The organism is Sanguibacter massiliensis (assembly GCF_900240335.1).
GTDB classification, from domain to species: Bacteria; Actinomycetota; Actinomycetes; order Actinomycetales; family Cellulomonadaceae; genus Flavimobilis; species Flavimobilis massiliensis.
Window position 1 is genome coordinate 1,199,182 of the sequence record NZ_LT964979.1, and the last position, 17,059, is coordinate 1,216,240.

Annotated in this window: 13 protein-coding genes; 5 read left to right on the forward strand and 8 right to left on the reverse strand. The window is 72.1% G+C overall.

Annotated features, from left to right (window positions below; genetic code table 11):
- Positions 1-173 precede the first annotated feature (173 nt).
- Both pepN and C1729_RS05585 read left to right on the forward strand, forming a co-directional pair.
- Positions 174-2,780 carry an aminopeptidase N gene (pepN, locus tag C1729_RS05580; RefSeq protein ID WP_102509064.1) on the forward strand — a complete coding sequence of 869 codons (2,607 nt, stop codon included), beginning with the start codon at positions 174-176 and terminating at the stop codon, positions 2,778-2,780.
- 317 nt (positions 2,781-3,097) lie between these two features.
- Positions 3,098-3,697 (forward strand): AAA family ATPase, encoded by a 600-nt coding sequence (locus C1729_RS05585; RefSeq protein ID WP_242493729.1) that lies wholly within the window; start codon positions 3,098-3,100, stop codon positions 3,695-3,697.
- A gap of 543 nt (positions 3,698-4,240) precedes the next feature.
- Here the strand turns inward: C1729_RS05585 and malQ are convergent.
- Positions 4,241-6,367 carry a 4-alpha-glucanotransferase gene (gene malQ / locus C1729_RS05590; protein ID WP_102509065.1) on the reverse strand — a complete coding sequence of 709 codons (2,127 nt, stop codon included), beginning with the start codon at positions 6,365-6,367 and terminating at the stop codon, positions 4,241-4,243.
- Positions 6,368-6,516: 149 nt separating this feature from the next.
- Between malQ and C1729_RS05595 the strand changes: the two genes are divergently transcribed.
- Positions 6,517-7,491, forward strand: coding sequence for a mechanosensitive ion channel family protein (locus tag C1729_RS05595; RefSeq protein WP_165375424.1), 975 nt, complete (start codon positions 6,517-6,519; stop codon positions 7,489-7,491).
- Positions 7,492-7,560: 69 nt separating this feature from the next.
- Here the strand turns inward: C1729_RS05595 and C1729_RS05600 are convergent, their stop codons facing one another.
- Entirely contained in the window at positions 7,561-7,791 is a 231-nt protein-coding gene (locus C1729_RS05600) for a PTS sugar transporter subunit IIB (protein ID WP_102509067.1), read from the reverse strand.
- A gap of 164 nt (positions 7,792-7,955) precedes the next feature.
- Here C1729_RS05600 and C1729_RS05605 point away from each other — a divergent pair, with 164 nt between their 5' ends.
- Together C1729_RS05605 and C1729_RS05610 are read left to right on the forward strand one after the other, a co-directional pair.
- The gene (locus C1729_RS05605; RefSeq protein ID WP_102509068.1) at positions 7,956-8,339 is read left to right on the forward strand and encodes a globin; all 384 of its coding nucleotides are present in this window, start codon (positions 7,956-7,958) and stop codon (positions 8,337-8,339) included.
- 1 nt (position 8,340) lies between these two features.
- Positions 8,341-9,204 carry an acyl-CoA thioesterase gene (locus C1729_RS05610; protein WP_102509069.1) on the forward strand — a complete coding sequence of 288 codons (864 nt, stop codon included), beginning with the start codon at positions 8,341-8,343 and terminating at the stop codon, positions 9,202-9,204.
- 166 nt (positions 9,205-9,370) lie between these two features.
- Here the strand turns inward: C1729_RS05610 and C1729_RS05615 are convergent, their stop codons facing one another.
- The 6 genes from C1729_RS05615 to C1729_RS05640 all read right to left on the reverse strand — a co-directional run bounded on the left by C1729_RS05615 (position 9,371) and on the right by C1729_RS05640 (position 16,939).
- Complete coding sequence (locus C1729_RS05615; protein ID WP_102510543.1) at positions 9,371-10,444, reverse strand: DUF4031 domain-containing protein; 1,074 nt, start codon at positions 10,442-10,444, stop codon at positions 9,371-9,373.
- 5 nt (positions 10,445-10,449) lie between these two features.
- Entirely contained in the window at positions 10,450-10,920 is a 471-nt protein-coding gene (locus C1729_RS05620) for an acyl-CoA thioesterase (protein WP_207204567.1), read from the reverse strand.
- Between the two features lie 92 nt (positions 10,921-11,012).
- On the reverse strand, positions 11,013-12,671 hold the full coding sequence (locus C1729_RS05625) for a GTPase (protein ID WP_102510545.1): 1,659 nt from the start codon (positions 12,669-12,671) through the stop codon (positions 11,013-11,015).
- On the reverse strand, positions 12,668-14,506 hold the full coding sequence (locus C1729_RS05630) for a P-loop NTPase family protein (protein WP_129590674.1): 1,839 nt from the start codon (positions 14,504-14,506) through the stop codon (positions 12,668-12,670). The genes C1729_RS05625 and C1729_RS05630 overlap by 4 nt, the downstream gene beginning before the upstream one ends.
- Positions 14,507-14,613: 107 nt before the next feature.
- Positions 14,614-16,290, reverse strand: coding sequence for an energy-dependent translational throttle protein EttA (gene ettA, locus C1729_RS05635; protein ID WP_102509070.1), 1,677 nt, complete (start codon positions 16,288-16,290; stop codon positions 14,614-14,616).
- A 112-nt stretch (positions 16,291-16,402) separates the two neighbouring features.
- Positions 16,403-16,939 (reverse strand): single-stranded DNA-binding protein, encoded by a 537-nt coding sequence (locus tag C1729_RS05640; protein WP_102509071.1) that lies wholly within the window; start codon positions 16,937-16,939, stop codon positions 16,403-16,405.
- Between the last annotated feature and the right edge of the window lie 120 nt (positions 16,940-17,059).

The following is a 17,059-nucleotide window of genomic DNA, read 5'->3' on the forward strand; positions in this document are numbered from 1 at the left end:
CGCCCGCGGTCCCGGGAAGTGCGCCCTGCGCGGACACGTCGTCCGACGTCAGCGACTACGCCCGTATTGCACTGCGCGGGTGTCGGTGCTGCGTGAAAGTATCGATGGCGGGCGTCGAGCGCGCCCGGCATCGACGCCCCGACCGGGCGCCACCGCACAACCGAGGAGCACAAGTGCCCGGAGAGAACCTCACCCGCGCCGAGGCGATCGAGCGCGCGAACGTCGTGCAGACGCAGTCGTACGCCATCACCCTCGACCTCACGACGGGACCGACGACGTTCGCGTCGACGTCGACCGTCCGCTTCACCGCGACGCCCGGCGCGTCGACCTTCATCGACCTCGTCGCCCCGAGCGTGCGTTCCGTGACGCTCAACGGCCGCGAGCTCGACCCCGCCGTCGTCTTCGCCGACTCCCGCATCGCCCTCGACGGGCTCGAGGCGGAGAACGAGCTCACGGTCGTCGCCGACTGCGCGTACACGAACACGGGCGAGGGCCTCCACCGATTCGTCGACCCGGTCGACGGCGAGGTCTACCTCTACACGCAGTTCGAGGTCCCGGACTCCCGCCGCGTCTTCGCGGTGTTCGAGCAGCCCGACCTCAAGGCGACGTTCGCGTTCACCGTCACTGCCCCCGAGGCATGGCAGGTCGTCTCCAACGAGCCGACGCCCGAGCCGACGCGCGCCGGCGGCAACGCCACCTACGCGTTCGAGCCGACGCCCCGCATCTCCTCATACATCACCGCGCTCGTCGCCGGCCCCTACGCCGTCATGCGCTCCGAGCTCACGAGCTCCGACGGCCGCACGATCCCCCTCGGCGTCTTCTGCCGTGCGTCGCTCGCCGAGCACATGGACGCCGACTACGTTTTCGACACGACCCGCGCCGGCTTCGAGTTCTTCGAGAAGGCCTTCGAGCAGCCCTACCCCTTCACAAAGTACGACCAGCTCTTCGTGCCCGAGTACAACATGGGCGCCATGGAGAACGCGGGCTGCGTGACGTTCACCGAGTCCTACGTCTTCCGCTCCAAGGTCACCGACGCCATCAAGGAGCGTCGCGTCGTCACGATCCTCCACGAGCTCGCGCACATGTGGTTCGGCGACCTCGTCACGATGCGCTGGTGGAACGACCTGTGGCTCAACGAGTCCTTCGCGGAGTGGGCGTCGACGCTCGCGACCGCCGAGGCCACCGAGTGGAAGGGCGCCTGGACGACGTTCGCCGCGATGGAGAAGTCCTGGGCGTACCGCCAGGACCAGCTGCCCTCGACCCACCCGATCGTCGCGGAGATCCGCGACCTCGAGGACGTCCAGGTGAACTTCGACGGCATCACGTACGCCAAGGGCGGCTCGGTGCTCAAGCAGCTCGCCGCGTGGGTCGGCCTCGAGGCGTTCCTCAAGGGTGTCGCCGCGTACTTCCGCAAGCACGCGTGGGGCAACACCGAGCTCACCGACCTGCTCGTCGAACTCGAGTCCGCCTCGGGCCGCGACCTCTCCACGTGGTCGAAGCTGTGGCTCGAGACCGCGGGCGTCAACACGCTCCGCCCCGAGATCACGGTCGACGACGCCGGCACCGTCACGGGCTTCGCGATCCTCCAGACGGCCCCCGCCGACTACCCGACGATCCGCCCGCACCGCCTCGCCGTCGGCTACTACACGCTCACAGCCGACGGTCTCATCCGCACGCACCGCGTCGAACTCGACGTCGACGGAGAGCGCACCGAGGTGCCCGAGCTCGTCGGCACGACCCGTCCCGACCTCGTGCTCCTCAACGACGACGACCTCGCGTACGCGAAGATCCGGCTCGACGACGCCTCGCGAGCCGTCGCGATCGAGAACCTCGCGCTGATCTCCGACCCGCTCGCGCGCTCGCTCGTGTGGGGGTCCATCTGGGACGCGACGCGCGACGGTGAGGTGCCCGCGAGCGACTTCGTGCGGCTCGTCCTCAACAACATCGCCGCCGAGACCGAGTCGACGACGATCCGCACGACGCTCAACCAGCTCGTGCTCGCCGCGTCGTCGTATGTCGCGCCGGAGCGCAGCGAGGCGACACTCGTCGCCGTCGGCGACGGCCTGCTCGCCATGGCGCGCACGGCCGAGGCGGGCTCGGACGCGCAGTTCCAGTTCGTGAAGTTCCTCGCGCAGGTCGCCCGCACGGACGCCCAGCTCGACGCGATCGCCGCGCTCCGCGACGGATCCGAGACGCTCGAGGGCCTGACGATCGACACGGATCTGCGCTGGGAGCTGCTCATCGCGCTCGTCGCCGGTGGTCGTGCGACGGCCGCGCAGATCGACCTCGCGCTCGCCGACGACGACACGGCCTCGGGCCGCCAGCAGGCGGCCCACGCACGGGCCGCGATCCCCACCGTCGAGGCCAAGGCTGCGGCCTGGGCATCGATCGTCGACGAGGCCGACAAGCCCAACGCGATCATCCGCGCGACGGCCCTCGGCTTCAACCACGTCCTCGACGCCTCGCTGCTCGAGTCGTTCGTCGCGACGTACCACGACGCGCTCTTCCCGATCTGGGAGTCGCGGACGTACCACATGAGCGAGGAGCTCATCGAGGGCCTTTACCCGGCTCCGCTCGCCAACGAGGCGCTGCGCGCCGCGACGCAGGCGTGGCTCGACGCGCACGCGGAGGGTTCGGCGAAGGTCGCGCCGCCTGCGCTCCGCCGCTTCGTCGTCGAGGGTCTTGCGGGCATCGAGCGCGCCCTCGCGGCTCAGGCGGTCGACGCCCAGGCTGTCGAGGCACAGGCGGTCGACGCCCAGGCTGTCGAGGCACAGGCCTGACGGTCCCTGTCGCAGGGAGCGGCCCCGCACCCCACCGGGTGCGGGGCCGCTTGCGTCCTCCCCCACTCGATAGCCGATTCGTTCACCTCGGATGTCTGGATCCGCTATCGAGGGCCGCGCCCCCGCGCTCGATAGCCGATTCGTTCACCTCACATGGTCCGATCGGCTATCGAGCCATACACCGGCGCACTGAGGTGACGACGGATTGATGCGTTCTGGCCATTGAATGATCGGAACGCATCAATCCGTCGAGATCGTGCACGTCGGGCGTCGGACGTCGGGCGTCGGGTGCGGAGAGGCGTGGGAGGATTCTGCGCGTGGACGACGACGCTGGCGTGACGCGCAACGAACCCCGCTCGCCGACGCCACGGCGCATCCGCATCCACGGAACGTCCGGCTCAGGCAAGACGACGCTCGCCCGGCAGGTCGCCGCCCGCACCGGGCTCGTCCGCATCGAGCTCGACGAGGTCTTCTGGGGCGCCGGCTGGCAGCAGAAGCACCCCGACGTCGGACGCGCGATCCTGCGCGCACGCCTCGCCGCAGCAGAGGACGGACCCGGGTGGGTCGTCGACGGCAACTGGCGGTCGAAGGTCCTCGATCTGCTCGACGATGCCGCCACGATCGTGTGCCTCGACCTGCCGCGACGCACCGTCATGCGCCGGATCGTCACGCGCACGGTCGCGCGCGGGATCACGCGTCGTCCCCTGTGGCACGGCAACCGCGAGAGCCTCACGAGTCTGGTGCGGCGTAAGCCTGAGGACAACATCGTCCTGTTGTCGTGGCGGACGTGGTCCGGCAAGCGCGCTCGCTGGGACGCTCTCGAGGCGTCGGGGGCCCCCGTCGTCCGGCTCCGTACGCCACGCGAGGTCCGCGCGTGGCTCGCGTCGCTCCCGACGCGCCACACCCCCACGGATTGACGGCGTGGCCCCATCCAATCGGCGGAACCCGTCAATCCGTCAGGTGGGGAGCGCCGCGCAACCCGTCAGGCGGGGAGCGCTGCGCAACCCGTCAGGTGGGAGCTCTGCGACATTCGTCAGGTGGAAAGCACCGCGCATGTGGGTCCGATAGCCGATCGGACCCCTTCACCGGGTCGGGTACGGGACGACGACCGCGCCACGGAGCACGCTTCCGCTCTCGATAGCCGATCCGTTCACTACACCTGTCTGAATCGGCTATCGAGGGGCACGCCCCTGCCCTCGATAGTCGATCGGTGCGCCTCACGTGGCTCGATCGGCTATCGGGCCAGTGGGGCGGGGGCAGGGGGCTAGGTGCATGGTGCTAGGGGCCAGGGGCCACAGGCCACAGGCCACAGGCCACAGGCCACAGGCCACAGGCCACAGGCCACAGGCCACAGGCCAGGGTGGCAGACGGTCTGGGGGCGGGGACCACAGGGGTGGGAATACACCGCGGCCCGCCTCCCCGGACGGGGAGACGGGCCGCAGGACAGCGCCGCGATGGGGTCAGCGCTGGTTCATCGCCGCTGCAAGCGACCGCAGGCGGGGGTTGGTCACAAGGTCGTCGAGCAGAACCGTCACGCCGTTGGGGTCACCCAGCGGGATCTTCCAGTTGGGGTACTCCTGGTCCGTGCCCGGCTGGTTCTGCGCCCGACGCTCCCCCACCGCGTCCGCGAGCGAGACCCCGAGGATCTTCGACGGCGTGAGGCGGATGAACCGGTGCAGCGCCTCGACGAGCTCCCGCTCCGACGGGTCGTCACCGAGCAGGCCACGCGCGGCCAGCAGCCGCACCATGTCCTCACGCTCGGCCCGCGCCTCGTTCCGTACCTCCTGGACCGGCGCCTGGAGCAGCCCGAGGCTCTCGCGCAGCTCGACGTGCTCGCCCGCGAGGTAGCCCGCGGTCGGCGGAAGGTCGTGCGTCGTCACCGACGTGAGGCTCATCGCCCGGTAGTGCTCGGGCGCGAGCGGACGCCCCTCATGGTCCTTCTCGAACCAGAGGATCGACGTGCCGAGGATGCCGCGGTCCGTGAGGTAGTCACGCACCCAGCCCTCGAACGTCCCGAGGTCCTCGCCGATGACGACGGCCCCCGCACGCTGCGCCTCGAGGCAGAGGATGCCGATGATCGCGTCGTGGTCGTAGCGGACGTACGCGCCCTCCTGGGCGCCCGAGCCTGCCGGGATCCACCAGAGTCGGAAGAGGCCGATGACGTGGTCGATGCGGATCGCGCCCGCGTGCCGCAGGACGGTCCGGAGCATCTCGCGGTACGGCTGGTAGCCGGCACGCGCGAGGCCCTTGGGGTGCCACGGGGGCTGCGACCAGTCCTGTCCCTGCTGGTTGTACATGTCGGGCGGAGCGCCGACTGACGCACCCGTCGCGAGCGCGTGACGCAGCGACCACGCGTCCGAGCCCTCGGGGTGCACGCCGACAGCGAGGTCGTGCATGATGCCGAGCGACATGCCGCCGGCCTTCGCCGCCGCCTGCGCGGCCGCGAGCTGCTCGTCGGCGACCCACTGGAGCCACACGAAGAAGTCGACGCGGTCCGCGAGCTCGACGCGCAGCTCGGCGACCTCGGGGCTCGTGGGGTCCCAGAGCTCGTCGGGCCACTCGCCCGTCGGGCGCGTCTCCTTGATCGCGCACCACAGCGCGAAGTCCTCGAGCCCCTTGCCCTCGCGGTCGCGGAAGTCCGCGAGCTGTGCCTCACGGATCGCGGAGCGCGGTGCCGCAAAGATCACCTCGAGCGCGGAACGCTTGTGCGTCCACGCGGCGTCGCGGTCGATCGGGCCCGACGACGCGTTGAGCGTCTGCGCTTCCTCGGCGGCCCACTCGACGAGCGAGCGGTCGGCGGCCGAGAGGTAGGCGGCCTCCTCGACGGCCTCGGGACGCACGTAGATGGGGTTGACGAAGCGACGCGTCACCGGCAGGTACGGCGACGGGGTCATGGGCGCGGCCGGCTCCCCCGCGTGGACGGGGTTGATGAGCATGAAGTCCGCACCGAGGTCGCGGCCCGCGAACCACGACGTCTCCGCAAGGTCCGCGAAGTCGCCAATGCCCCACGAGCGCGAGGAGCGCACCGAGTACATCTGCGACATGAGTCCCCACACGCGCCCGTGCTCGAGGCTCTCGGGGAGGTGGAGCCGCTGCGGGGTGACGATGAGGGTCGCGACGTGCTCGCCGTCGTCGGCGCGCGAACGCAGCGTGTGCCAGCCGAGCGGGAGGTCCCCGGGGATCTCGAAGGACGCGCGGCCGACCATCCGGCCGTCGACGCGGCGCGGGGCGTCCCAGTTGTCGACCTGGCGGGTCTCGCGGCGTCCGCCGCCGGCCTCGGGGTCGAGGTCGATCCACACGCTCACGGGCGTGCCGTCGGGCACGTGGACGGGGATCGTCACGGCCTGGCCCTCGCGGGCGACGACCGTCGGCGGAAGCGGCTCGCGCCACGCGTCGTCCTCGACGTGGAGGAGCGCGAGCTCGACACGCGTCGGCGTCGACGCGTCGATGCCGAGCGCGCCGAGCACCTTGACAAGGGTCGCGGCGGAAACGTGCCGCTCGGTGCCGTCGAAGGCCCAGTACTCAGTCCCGACGCCGCACGCACGCGCGAGGCGGAGAAGGGACTCTGATCGTTCAGCGTTGTCCACGGGTCAATCCTTGCAGAAGTCTGGGCGCTCGAGGCGGCCGGACGGCCCATTCCGTCCGAAACTTTTCTGCAATGTTACTTCGCCGCGTACATCCGTGCGACCACCTGCGCACGAACACGCCGACGATCACCCCCAACTACGCTGGGAGCATGCTCGAGCACCTCCTGCGCACCACCACCCCGTCACCGTCACCGTCGAGCACCTCCGTGGGCGACGAGATCGGCGACGCGCTCACCAAGGCCCCCGAGCAGCGCTCCGGCTGGGTCGACTGGCTCGTCGGCGCCCCGCTGCGGATCCTCGTCATCCTCGCCGTCGGCATCGTCCTGCTCGTCGTCCTGCGTCGCCTCATCGCCTCGTTCACCGAGCGCATCGCCCGCGAGCCCCGCACCGACATCGGCGGCGCGCTCCTGCACGTCACCAACGCCTTCGAGGCCGAACGACGCACCGGCCGCGCACGCACCCTCGGCTCCGTGCTCCGCTCGACCCTCTCGATCGTCGTCGGCTCGATCGTCGTCATGATGATCCTCAACGAGCTCGGCGTGAACCTCGCGCCGCTCCTCGCGTCCGCCGGCGTCGCCGGCGTCGCCCTCGGCTTCGGCGCCCAGAGCCTCGTCAAGGACTTCCTCTCCGGCATCTTCATGCTCGCCGAGGACCAGTACGGCGTCGGCGACACCGTGAACTTCGGCGACGTCACCGGAACCGTCGAGGAGGTCGCGCTGCGCGTCACCAAGGTCCGCGACTTCGACGGCACGCTCTGGTATCTGCGCAACGGCGAGATCCTCCGCACCGGCAACCTCTCCCAGGGCTGGGTGCGCGCCATGGCCGACTTCCGCGTCCCCTACGACGTCGACACCGACCTCGTCCGCTCCCTGCTCACGCAGGCCGCCGAGGAGACGTCCGCCGACGCCGACATCAACCCGCTCCTCCTCGCCCCACCCGAGGTGTTCGTCGTCGAGCTCACCGACGACCACCTCCTCTACCGCATCCAGGCCCGCACGAACCTGGCCGACCGTCCCGCCGTCGTCCGCGCCCTGCGCACCCGTGGGCTCAAGGCCCTCACGAACGGCGGCATCCGACTCGTCACCGCCAACCGACTCGTCGTCCAGCCGCCGCCCGCACCCTGACGGCCGCACGACGACGCCCACGGACCCTGCAGGTCCGTGGGCGTCGTCCGTCGTACAGGTTGCGCTGGTTCAGCGCAGCGTCTCGAGCTCGTCCGCGAGGTCGTCGGCCTCCGGCCCGACGATCACCTGGATGATGCGACCCGACCGGACGACGCCGAACGCGCCCGTCTCCTTCAGCTTCGTCTCGTCGACGAGCGCAGGGTCCGTCACCTCGACGCGCAGACGCGTAATGCACGGCTCGAGGTCGACGACGTTCGACCCGCCGCCGAGCGCGCTGAGGATCTTCTCCGCCTTGCTCATGGTGATGTGCTCCTGATCGCTGGGTGGGGCACGGACGCCCTCGTCCGGTCCTCCTAGCCTAGCGCGCGTACCCCCGTCCGGACCGCCTGCCCACAGCCCGGACGTGCGCCGTGCCACGTGACACCCACCGCAGGCCCCTCGCTCCTCCGTGGGAGGATCGGACGGTGACCGAGCAGACCTTCTTCGACGCCGTCGGCGGCCACGAGACCTTCCAGGGGATCGTCGACCGCTTCTACGCGGGCGTTATCGCCGACGACGTCCTCGCCCCCATGTACCCGCCCGAGGACCTCCCCGGCGCCAACCGTCGCATGGTGATGTTCCTCGAGCAGTACTGGGGCGGCCCGACCACCTACTCCGAGGAGCGCGGCCACCCGCGCCTGCGCATGCGCCACCAGCCGTTCAAGGTCAACCCCCTCGCGCGCGACCGCTGGATCCAGCACATGACCGCCGCCGTCAAGGGCGCGCGGCTGGCCCCTATGCACGAGTCCCAGCTGCTCGACTACCTCGAGCGCGCCGCCCACTCCATGCTCAACACCTTCGAGGACTGACATGACCGACGCCGCACCCTTCGCTGCACTGCGCGACGTCCTCGCGCTCGAGCAGGTCGACGACAACACGTTCGTCGGGCAGAACCTGCCCCAGCTCAACGGCCGCGTCTACGGCGGTCAGGTCCTCGCGCAGGCGATCCTCGCCGCCGGCGCAACCAACCCCGCCGGACGCCTCCCGCACTCGCTCCACGGCTACTTCCTGCGACCCGGGGCGCTCGACATCCCCATCCGCCTCGAGGTCGAACGGCTCCGCGACGGCCGCTCCTTCTCCGCCCGGCGCGTCCACGCGTTCCAGGGCGACAAGGCGATCCTCTCGATGATCACGTCCGCGCAGGAGGACCAGCCAGGCATCGACCAGCAGCAACGCATGCCCCCCGCACCCGACCCGGAGACCCTCGACTCGGCGGTCGCGAAGCTCTCGACGATCGACCATCCCGTCGCGAAGTTCTGGACGAGCACCGCCGCGTTCGACGTCCGCCACGTCGGCTCGTCCCTCTACCTCGGGCCAGACCGCAACGGCGACGACCGCCAGATGGTGTGGCTGCGCGCCCGCGGCACTCTCGGCGACGACCAGCTCATGCACCGCGCCATGATGATCTACGCGTGCGACCAGCTCATGCTCGAGCCCGTCATGCGGCGCGCCGACCTCGACTGGGGCACGCGTGGCCTCTCGATCGCGAGCCTCGACCACGCGATGTGGTGGCACCGCGACGCGCGCGCCGACGAGTGGCTTCTCTACGTGCAGTCGTCGCCGTCCGCGCAGGGCGGCCGCGGGCTCGGTTCGGCGCGCGTCTTCGCGCAGGACGGCACGCTCGTCGCGTCGATCGCCCAGGAGGGCATGATCCGCGTGCCCGACGAGGCCTGACCGGCCCGGAGCCGCCGGTCCCGGCTCGCCCGCGACCGAGGAGTCCGAGCAGATGGTTGCTCCCAGCAGCCATCTGCGCGGATTCCTCGGTTGGTGGGGTGCGCTACCGGGCCGGACGGAACGTGTGGGCGTCGGCGTTCCCAGGGCTCGCGGATGTAGCCGGCGCTCACGGTGTCGTGAGCGCCTCAATCTCTCCCGCGACGTTCGCGCGGGCGCGCGACTCCCAGCGGTCGCGGCCGACCGGCGTCGCGAAGAGGTGCTCGGTGGCCAGCAGGCTTCGCAGCACCTCGGCACGTCCCACGCGCCACGCGCCGTCGTCGACGTGCGCGTACTCCGCCCGCACCCGACGGACGTAGCGCCGGTACGTCGTCGGTGATCCGGCGAGGACCGCAAGGTCCGCGTCGCTCACGAGTGCACCCGCGACGTCGCCCGGCGCAGGGTCGTGATGCGTCGTGAGGAGGACGAGTCGCGCGACCTCGTCGACGTCGGCCGGCGTGAGCGGAGCCGTGTGCGCGTCGGACGTCGGGCGCGGGCCCGACACTCCCTCGTCCGGCACTCCCGGGCCCGACGCTCCCGCGTCCGGCACCCCCGGGCCCGACGCTCCTTCGTCCAGAGCCCCCCGGCCCGGCACTCCCGGGCCCAACGATCCCGGACCCGACGCGCCCCCGGACCGTGACGGCGCACCGACGAGCGGTGCGAGCAGGTCGCGCGCCAGCTGCGCGGAACGCTCCTCGTCGCGCACCGCCTCACCTTCGTGCACCGCGTCGTGGAACCACAGCGCGAGCAGGACCGTCCGCGGCACCGTGCCGAGGCCCTCCGCCGCGACCTGGACCGAGCGTAGGCAGTCCGCGAGGTGCGCCGTGCCGTGGTACGTGCGATGCGGCTCGGACCAGCGCCGCAGCAGCTCCTCGCCGACCGCGTCCGCGCCCGGCACGAGCGCAGCCCAGCGCGCAGCGAGGTCCGCACGACGCGCACGCTCGCGGTCTCGGCCCGAGACGCGCAGGCCCGACGCCGCGAGCCGGACGACCATCTCGCGCGCGGACACCGGCTCGGCGCCGAGCGCAACAAGCTCCGAGTGACGTTCCGCGGGGACGTCGTAGTGGTCGAGGTCGAACGCCCGCCGCGGCACGCCCGCACGTTCCGCGAACGCGTGCAGCTCGTCGAGCGAGGTGTCCGAGACGAGGTGCGCCCACGTCGTGCCGTGCGCGGCCCAGCGGGGCGCGTCGACGAGGACGGCCACGGTCGTCAGCGTGCCCGACGACGCATCGCGACCGGCGCGTCGAGGAACGGCTCCCATGCGGCGCGCTCGTCGGCGTCGATGCGACGGGGCTTGCCGGAGGCGGAGTCGACAAGCACCATCGTCGTGATCGCACGCGCGTAGACCGTGCCGCTCGCGTCCGTCACCTCGTAGTGGATCTCGAGGCTCGCACCGCCGAGCCGCCCGAGCCACAGCCGCACCGTCACCGGCTGCCGCTGGTACGTGAGTGGCGCAAGGTACTCGATCTCCTGGTGCGCGACGAGCGTCGCGGTGCGCGCGCCCGGGCTCGCGTCGAGGATCGCGGTCGGCCGGCTCGCCACGCCGTCGGCCTCGGGATGGCGCCAGAAGGCCTCGATGCGCGCCTCCTCGAGGAGCCGGAGCATCTCGACGTTGTTGACGTGGCCGTAAGCATCCATGTCGGACCAGCGCAGCTGGACGGGAATCTCGATCGTCGTCACAGGGCCGAGGTTACGCGCTCCCCTCCCGACGGATTGACTCCTTCCCCCGTCGAACGGGCGGAAACCGTCAATCCGTCGGTGGGGTGGGGCGCTCAGGGGGTTGCGGCTCGACGCGCGAGCTCGCGCGTCCGGGCGAGCGCGTCAAGCCGCGCCCGGACCGGCGCGAGCACCGCCGTCTGCGCGACCCCCGCCACCGCGTCCGCGAGCCTGCGACGCGCGCGGCGCGCACGCCGCACCGCCGTCACGCGGCCGCACACGCTCGCGACGAGCGCGAGCAGCAGCCCCAGCACGACGCCGACGACGACGAGCAGCGCGGGCCACGCGACCCGCACCTGCCCCGCCGACCAGTCGAGCACGAGCTCCGGCAGCGGGAGCGTCACCCCGAGGTACGCAAGACCACGTACCCCGAGCACCCACACGAGCCCCACGACGCCGACCCCGAGGAGCATTGCCTGGACGACGCCGAGCGCCCGCGCCCACCGCGGTGCCCGTTCTGCGCCGAGCCGCGTGCCCGCGACCGCCGTGTCGAGCGCGCCCGCGAGCCCCTCACCGTCGACCCGGCCGGCCGCCGCAGGCCGCCACGCATCGGGCAGTGCGTCGAGCGCACCCGCGACGTGCTCCCGCACCGCGAGCGCCGCGCGCGCACGCACCGCGTCGCTCGCGCCGGGCAGAGACGTGCGCACGAGATCGGGCCGTTCCGTCCGACGACGTTCGGGGCCACCGAGTCCAAGCCGCCCCAGCGGGTCCGCGCGGAACCCCGCGAGCCACCGCGTCACGGGCCAGCCCGCCACGAGATGCACCTGGCGGCGCGTCGAGGCCGCGACGGCGTCGACGACCGTGCTGGCACCGGCTGCCTCGGCGAGAGCGTCTGCGAGTTCGTCGGCCGACGCCCCGGCGTCCGCCGCGCGCCCGTCCCCGCCCGACGCCTCGAGCAGCAGCGCCGCCGCACCCCGCACGTCGACGACGAGGCGTGCCGCCTCCTGCGCGCGCCGCCGCGCAGCGTCCGCGAGCACGTCACGGAGCTCGCGCACGCCGTCGCCCGTCGTCGCCGACGTCGCGACGACGTGCGCGCCCACGAGACCGTCGGCGGCGACGCGCCGACGCAGGTCGGCAAGCACCCGTGCGACGTCCTCGGCGCCGAGCCGGTCGGCATGGTTGAGGACGACGACCGCGACCCCGCCGTACGACGCGAACGGCCGCAGGTAGTCGTCGTGCAGCGCGGCGTCCGCGTACTTCTGCGGGTCCGTCACCCACACCATGACGTCCGCGCGCTCAAGCAGCCGGTCCGCCCGCGCCCGGTGCATCACCTCGACCGAGTCGTGGTCCGGCAGATCGAGCAGCACGATCCCGTCCGGGAGCGGCGAGCCCGCCGGCAGGTGCGTGCGCTCGCGCACATCGAGCCAGTCGAGCAGCGACGTCGGGTCGGAGCCGTCCGCGCACGCCGCGACGGGCTGCGACGTCGTCGGGCGCAGCAGGCCGGGCCGTGCGACCTCCAAGCCCGCGAGCGCGTTGAGAAGGCTCGACTTGCCCGAGCCCGTCGACCCGGCGAGCGCGACGACCGTCCGGTCCGCGCCGAGGCCCAGGCGCTCGCGCACGCGTGCGGCGACGGCAGGGATCTCGGCAAGGTCCGGGAGGTGGGCAACCGGGACGCCAGCGTCCCCGCCGTGCCCGCCGAGCCACGGCGAGGCCGTCGTCCACGCCGCCTCGAGCGCGTCGAGCCGCGCAGCGAGGGTCACGCCGCGGGCCCTCATGCGCGCCTCCCGCGCCACCACGCGCGCTTGCGCGCCTCCGCGACGGGCTGCGTCTCGGATGCTGCGGCGGGCGGCTCAGGAACAGGGGGCAGCGGGCGCGTGCGGCGCTCGGCCGCGGCAGCGTCACGCACACGGTGAGCAGCCGCGTCGAGCCGCTCCGCGCCGTCGGGCGTCGAGGCGACGTCCCGCAGGCGGTCGCGGAACCGTGCGGCGTCCGCGTCCGCGACGTCGGTGACGCGCGCGACGAGACGCTCGCGCGCCGTCACCGCGAGCCGACGCACAGCGTCGTCGCCGAACACGGCCTCGAGAAGACTCTGCGCGACGAGCGCCGTGCCGCCCGCGATGCCGACCTCCGCACCCGTGAGCCCGCCGGTCGACGCGAAGACGACGATCATGAGCGCAAGCCCCAGCCCGTTGACGCCGAACGACAGCGCCCGCGCGGTGCCCCGCTTCGACGAACCCGTCGTGCGGACGAGCTCGAGCACGTCGCCCTGCCAGCCGCGGACCGCCGCGGCCGCGTCCTCGCGCAGCGCGGGTCCGCCGCGCACGAGACCGTCCGTGAGGGCGCGGCCCGCCGGGTCGGCCCGCCACGCGTCCGAGGCACGCTCAGCCGCCGCGTGCACGGCGTCGACGACGACCGCCTCGAGATCGTGACCGACGGCCCGCACCGCCGCCGGTGCGTCGGCCCGGCGACCGCGGACGAACGCACCGAGGCGGTCCCGCACGCGCCCGACGCCCTTCTCGAGACGCCGGACGAAGTCACCCGTGCCGACGAGGTCCTGCCAGCGGGCAAGCACCTCGCCGCGCAGCATCGTGCCGTCCGCCGTCGCCGCCGACACATCGTCGACCGCCCTCCCGTACGCGTGCGCGACAGCCTCCTTGAGCCGCGCGGACGCCTCCGCCTGCTCCGCCGCGGCAGCGCCGAGCTCGCCGAGCACGACGACGACGTCGTCGACCGCCCCGTCGAAGGTCTCGCGCACGACCCGCTCGCGCGCCGCCGGCGACGCAACGTCCGCGAGCCACGACCGCAGCCCGACGAGCGCATCCTCCCCGAGCAGGCCGCCCGTGAGCGGCGACTCGGGCACCTCGACGACCGGGGTCCCGGCGAGGCCGTGCTCCGCGAGCATCGACCGCAGATGCTCGGCGACTGCTCCTGCACCAGCGCCCTCGACCCGGTCGAGGACGAGCGCAAGACGCGTACGCCGGCGTGCCGCCGCATCGAGCAGCGCCCACGGCACCGCGTCCGCGTACCGCGCTGCGGTCGTCACGAAGAGCCAGAGGTCCGCCGCACCGAGCAGCTGCGCAGCGAGGTCCCGGTTCGCGGCGACAACCGAGTCGACATCCGGCGCGTCGAGGAGGGCGAGCCCCGGTCCGACCGCCTCCGTCGCGACGAGCCGCAACGTCCGGTGCACCGCGTCCGCCGGGACGGGCTCGTCGGCGCCGGCACGCACGAGGTGCGGCAGCACACGGTCCGCCCCGAACCATGCCGCGTCGTCGGGATGGTGGACGAGCACGGGAGCGAGCGTCGTCGGCCGCAGCACCCCAGCCGCGCTCACCGGCGCGCCGACGAGCGAGCTCACGAGCGTCGACTTGCCCGCGCCCGTCGACCCGCCGACGACGACGAGCACGGGTGCACCCTCGGCGCGCGAACGTGGCAACAGGTGGTCGTCGAGGCGTGAGAGCGTCGCGCGACGCGTCGCCTCCGAGGCGTCACGCCCGGGCGTCGCGAGCGGCAACGCCAGGGCGTCGACCGCGTCGCGCGCGGCCTCGAGCGCGACCGTGAGCGCGACCCGCTCGGGCCGCGGGCCTGCGGGCTCACGCACGTCGTCGTCCATCCCCCCATCATGACGGACGGCCCCGCGCGACGTCGGCGGCGCGACCGACGGATCGACGGAGGCCCGCCTGCGCACAGGGTGCGCGGGCGGGCCTCCGGGACGCGAGATCAGTCGCGCGTGAGCTTGCGGTACGTCACGCGGTGCGGACGCGCCGCGTCAGCGCCGAGACGCTCGACCTTGTTCTTCTCGTAGGACTCGAAGTTGCCCTCGAACCAGTACCAGTTCGCGGGGTTCTCCTCCGTGCCCTCGTACGCGAGGATGTGCGTCGCGACCCGGTCGAGGAACCACCGGTCGTGCGAGACGACGACGGCGCAGCCCGGGAACTCAAGCAGAGCGTTCTCGAGCGAGCCGAGGGTCTCGACGTCGAGGTCGTTCGTGGGCTCGTCGAGCAGGAGGAGGTTGCCACCCTGCTTGAGCGTGAGCGCCAGGTTGAGACGGTTGCGCTCACCGCCCGAGAGGACGCCCGCAGGCTTCTGCTGGTCGGGCCCCTTGAAACCGAACGACGCGACGTACGCGCGGGACGGGATCTCGACGTTGCCGACCTTGATGAAGTCGAGCCCGTCGGAGACGACCTCGAAGAGCGTCTTCTTGGGGTCGATGCCGCCGCGCGACTGGTCGACGTACGACACCGAGACGGTCTCGCCGATCTTCAGCTCGCCGCCGTCGAGCGGCTCGAGGCCGACGATCGTCTTGAAGAGCGTCGTCTTGCCGACGCCGTTCGGGCCGATGACGCCGACGATGCCGTTGCGCGGCAGCGTGAACGACAGGCCGTCGATGAGCGTGCGACCGTCGAAGCCCTTGTTGAGGTCCTTCGCCTCGAGGACGATCGAGCCGAGACGGGGGCCCGGCGGGATCTGGATCTCCTCGAAGTCGAGCTTGCGGGTGCGGTCAGCCTCGGCAGCCATCTCCTCGTAGCGGTCGAGACGCGCCTTCGACTTGGCCTGACGTCCCTTGGCGTTGGAGCGGACCCACTCGAGCTCCTCCTTGAGGCGCTTGGCGACCTTCGCATCCTTCTTGCCCTGGATCGCGAGGCGCTCCTGCTTCTTCTCGAGGTACGTCGAGTAGTTGCCCTCGTACGGGTAGAGGCGGCCGCGGTCGACCTCGCAGATCCACTCCGCGACGTGGTCGAGGAAGTAGCGGTCGTGCGTCACCGCGAGGACGGCGCCCGGATAGGATGCGAGGTGCTGCTCGAGCCACAGCACGGACTCGGCGTCGAGGTGGTTGGTGGGCTCATCGAGGAGCAGGAGGTCAGGCTTCTCGAGGAGGAGCTTGCACAGCGCAACGCGACGACGCTCACCACCGGAGAGGACGGTGACATCGGCGTCCGGCGGCGGGCAGCGCAGGGCGTCCATCGCCTGCTCGAGCTGGGAGTCGAGGTCCCACGCGTCGGCGGCGTCGATGGCCTCCTGGAGCTTGCCCATCTCCTCCATGAGCTCGTCGGAGTAGTCGGTCGCCATGAGCTCGGCGATCTCGTTGAAGCGGTCGATCTTGCCCTTGATCTCGCCGACGGCTTCCTCGACGTTGCCGAGGACCGTCTTCGACTCGTTGAGCGGCGGCTCCTGGAGGAGGATGCCGACCGTGTAGCCGGGCGAGAGACGCGCCTCACCGTTCGACGGCTGGTCGAGACCCGCCATGATCTTGAGGATCGTCGACTTTCCGGCGCCGTTGGGGCCGACGACGCCGATCTTCGCCCCGGGGAGGAAGTTCAGCGAGACGTCGTCGAGGATCACCTTGTCGCCGTGCGCCTTGCGCGCCTTATACATGGAGTAGATGAACTCAGCCACGGGTTCTAGGACCGCCTTGGGGTAGTGGGCCGGACGAGCGGCGCCGCGTCGGCGCGCGGGCGGCCGACGGCCGCCGTCGCACGCCGACGGGCGACGCACAGACCCTCCAAGACTACGCGGTCAGGAGCGCTGCGGGGTCATCGACGTCCTCAGCAGCATCGGAGCGGCCGGCGGGTGCCGCGTCGGTGCTGTGCGTGAACGGGTCCGGCGCGTCGGGGTCGGCCGGGGCGAAGCCCTCCCCCTCCGCCACCGTCTCGGCGGCGCTCGGCGCGGACGCCGACGACCTGGCCTCACGCAGCACCCGCATGAAGCTCGCGGTGCCACGCGTAAGGTCGTGGCCGATCGTCGCGCCGCGCAGGCCGAGCTCGGCGCGGGGGCTGCCGTCGGGCGCGTCCCAGCGGTCGAGGACGAGCCGTCCCGTCACGACGACGGGCTCGCCGCTGTGGAGGGACTTCGCAACGGACTCCGCCGCGTCGTCCCAGAACGTCACCGAGTACCAGGTGGTCTCGCCGTCCGTCCACGCGCCCTTCTCGTCGCGGTAGCGGTGGGTCGTCGCGACCCGCACGGTCGTGCGGCGACGGTCGTTCGTCGTGAGGGTGAGAGCAGGGTTATTGCCGACCCAGCCCGTGATGGTGACCGGTGCGCTCATGGCGTCCTCCCGGGGAACAGGGGCGGTCGGATGCCGCCCGGGAGTCACACCGTGCCGGTGGCCGCGAGCGCCCGCACCCCTCAGCGCCGGATCGGTGGACGAGGTCGCGCAAGCACGCGC

Excerpts from the sequence above, each read along its gene's own strand:
- C1729_RS05595 (WP_165375424.1), top strand. The coding sequence starts at position 6,517 with ATGCTCGAGCACCTCCTGCGCACCACCACCCCGTCACCGTCACCGTCG.
- C1729_RS05600 (WP_102509067.1), bottom strand. The coding sequence starts at position 7,791 with ATGAGCAAGGCGGAGAAGATCCTCAGCGCGCTCGGCGGCGGGTCGAAC.
- C1729_RS05610 (WP_102509069.1), top strand. The coding sequence starts at position 8,341 with ATGACCGACGCCGCACCCTTCGCTGCACTGCGCGACGTCCTCGCGCTC.
- C1729_RS05625 (WP_102510545.1), bottom strand. The coding sequence starts at position 12,671 with ATGAGGGCCCGCGGCGTGACCCTCGCTGCGCGGCTCGACGCGCTCGAG.
- C1729_RS05630 (WP_129590674.1), bottom strand. The coding sequence starts at position 14,506 with ATGGACGACGACGTGCGTGAGCCCGCAGGCCCGCGGCCCGAGCGGGTC.
- C1729_RS05640 (WP_102509071.1), bottom strand. The coding sequence starts at position 16,939 with ATGAGCGCACCGGTCACCATCACGGGCTGGGTCGGCAATAACCCTGCT.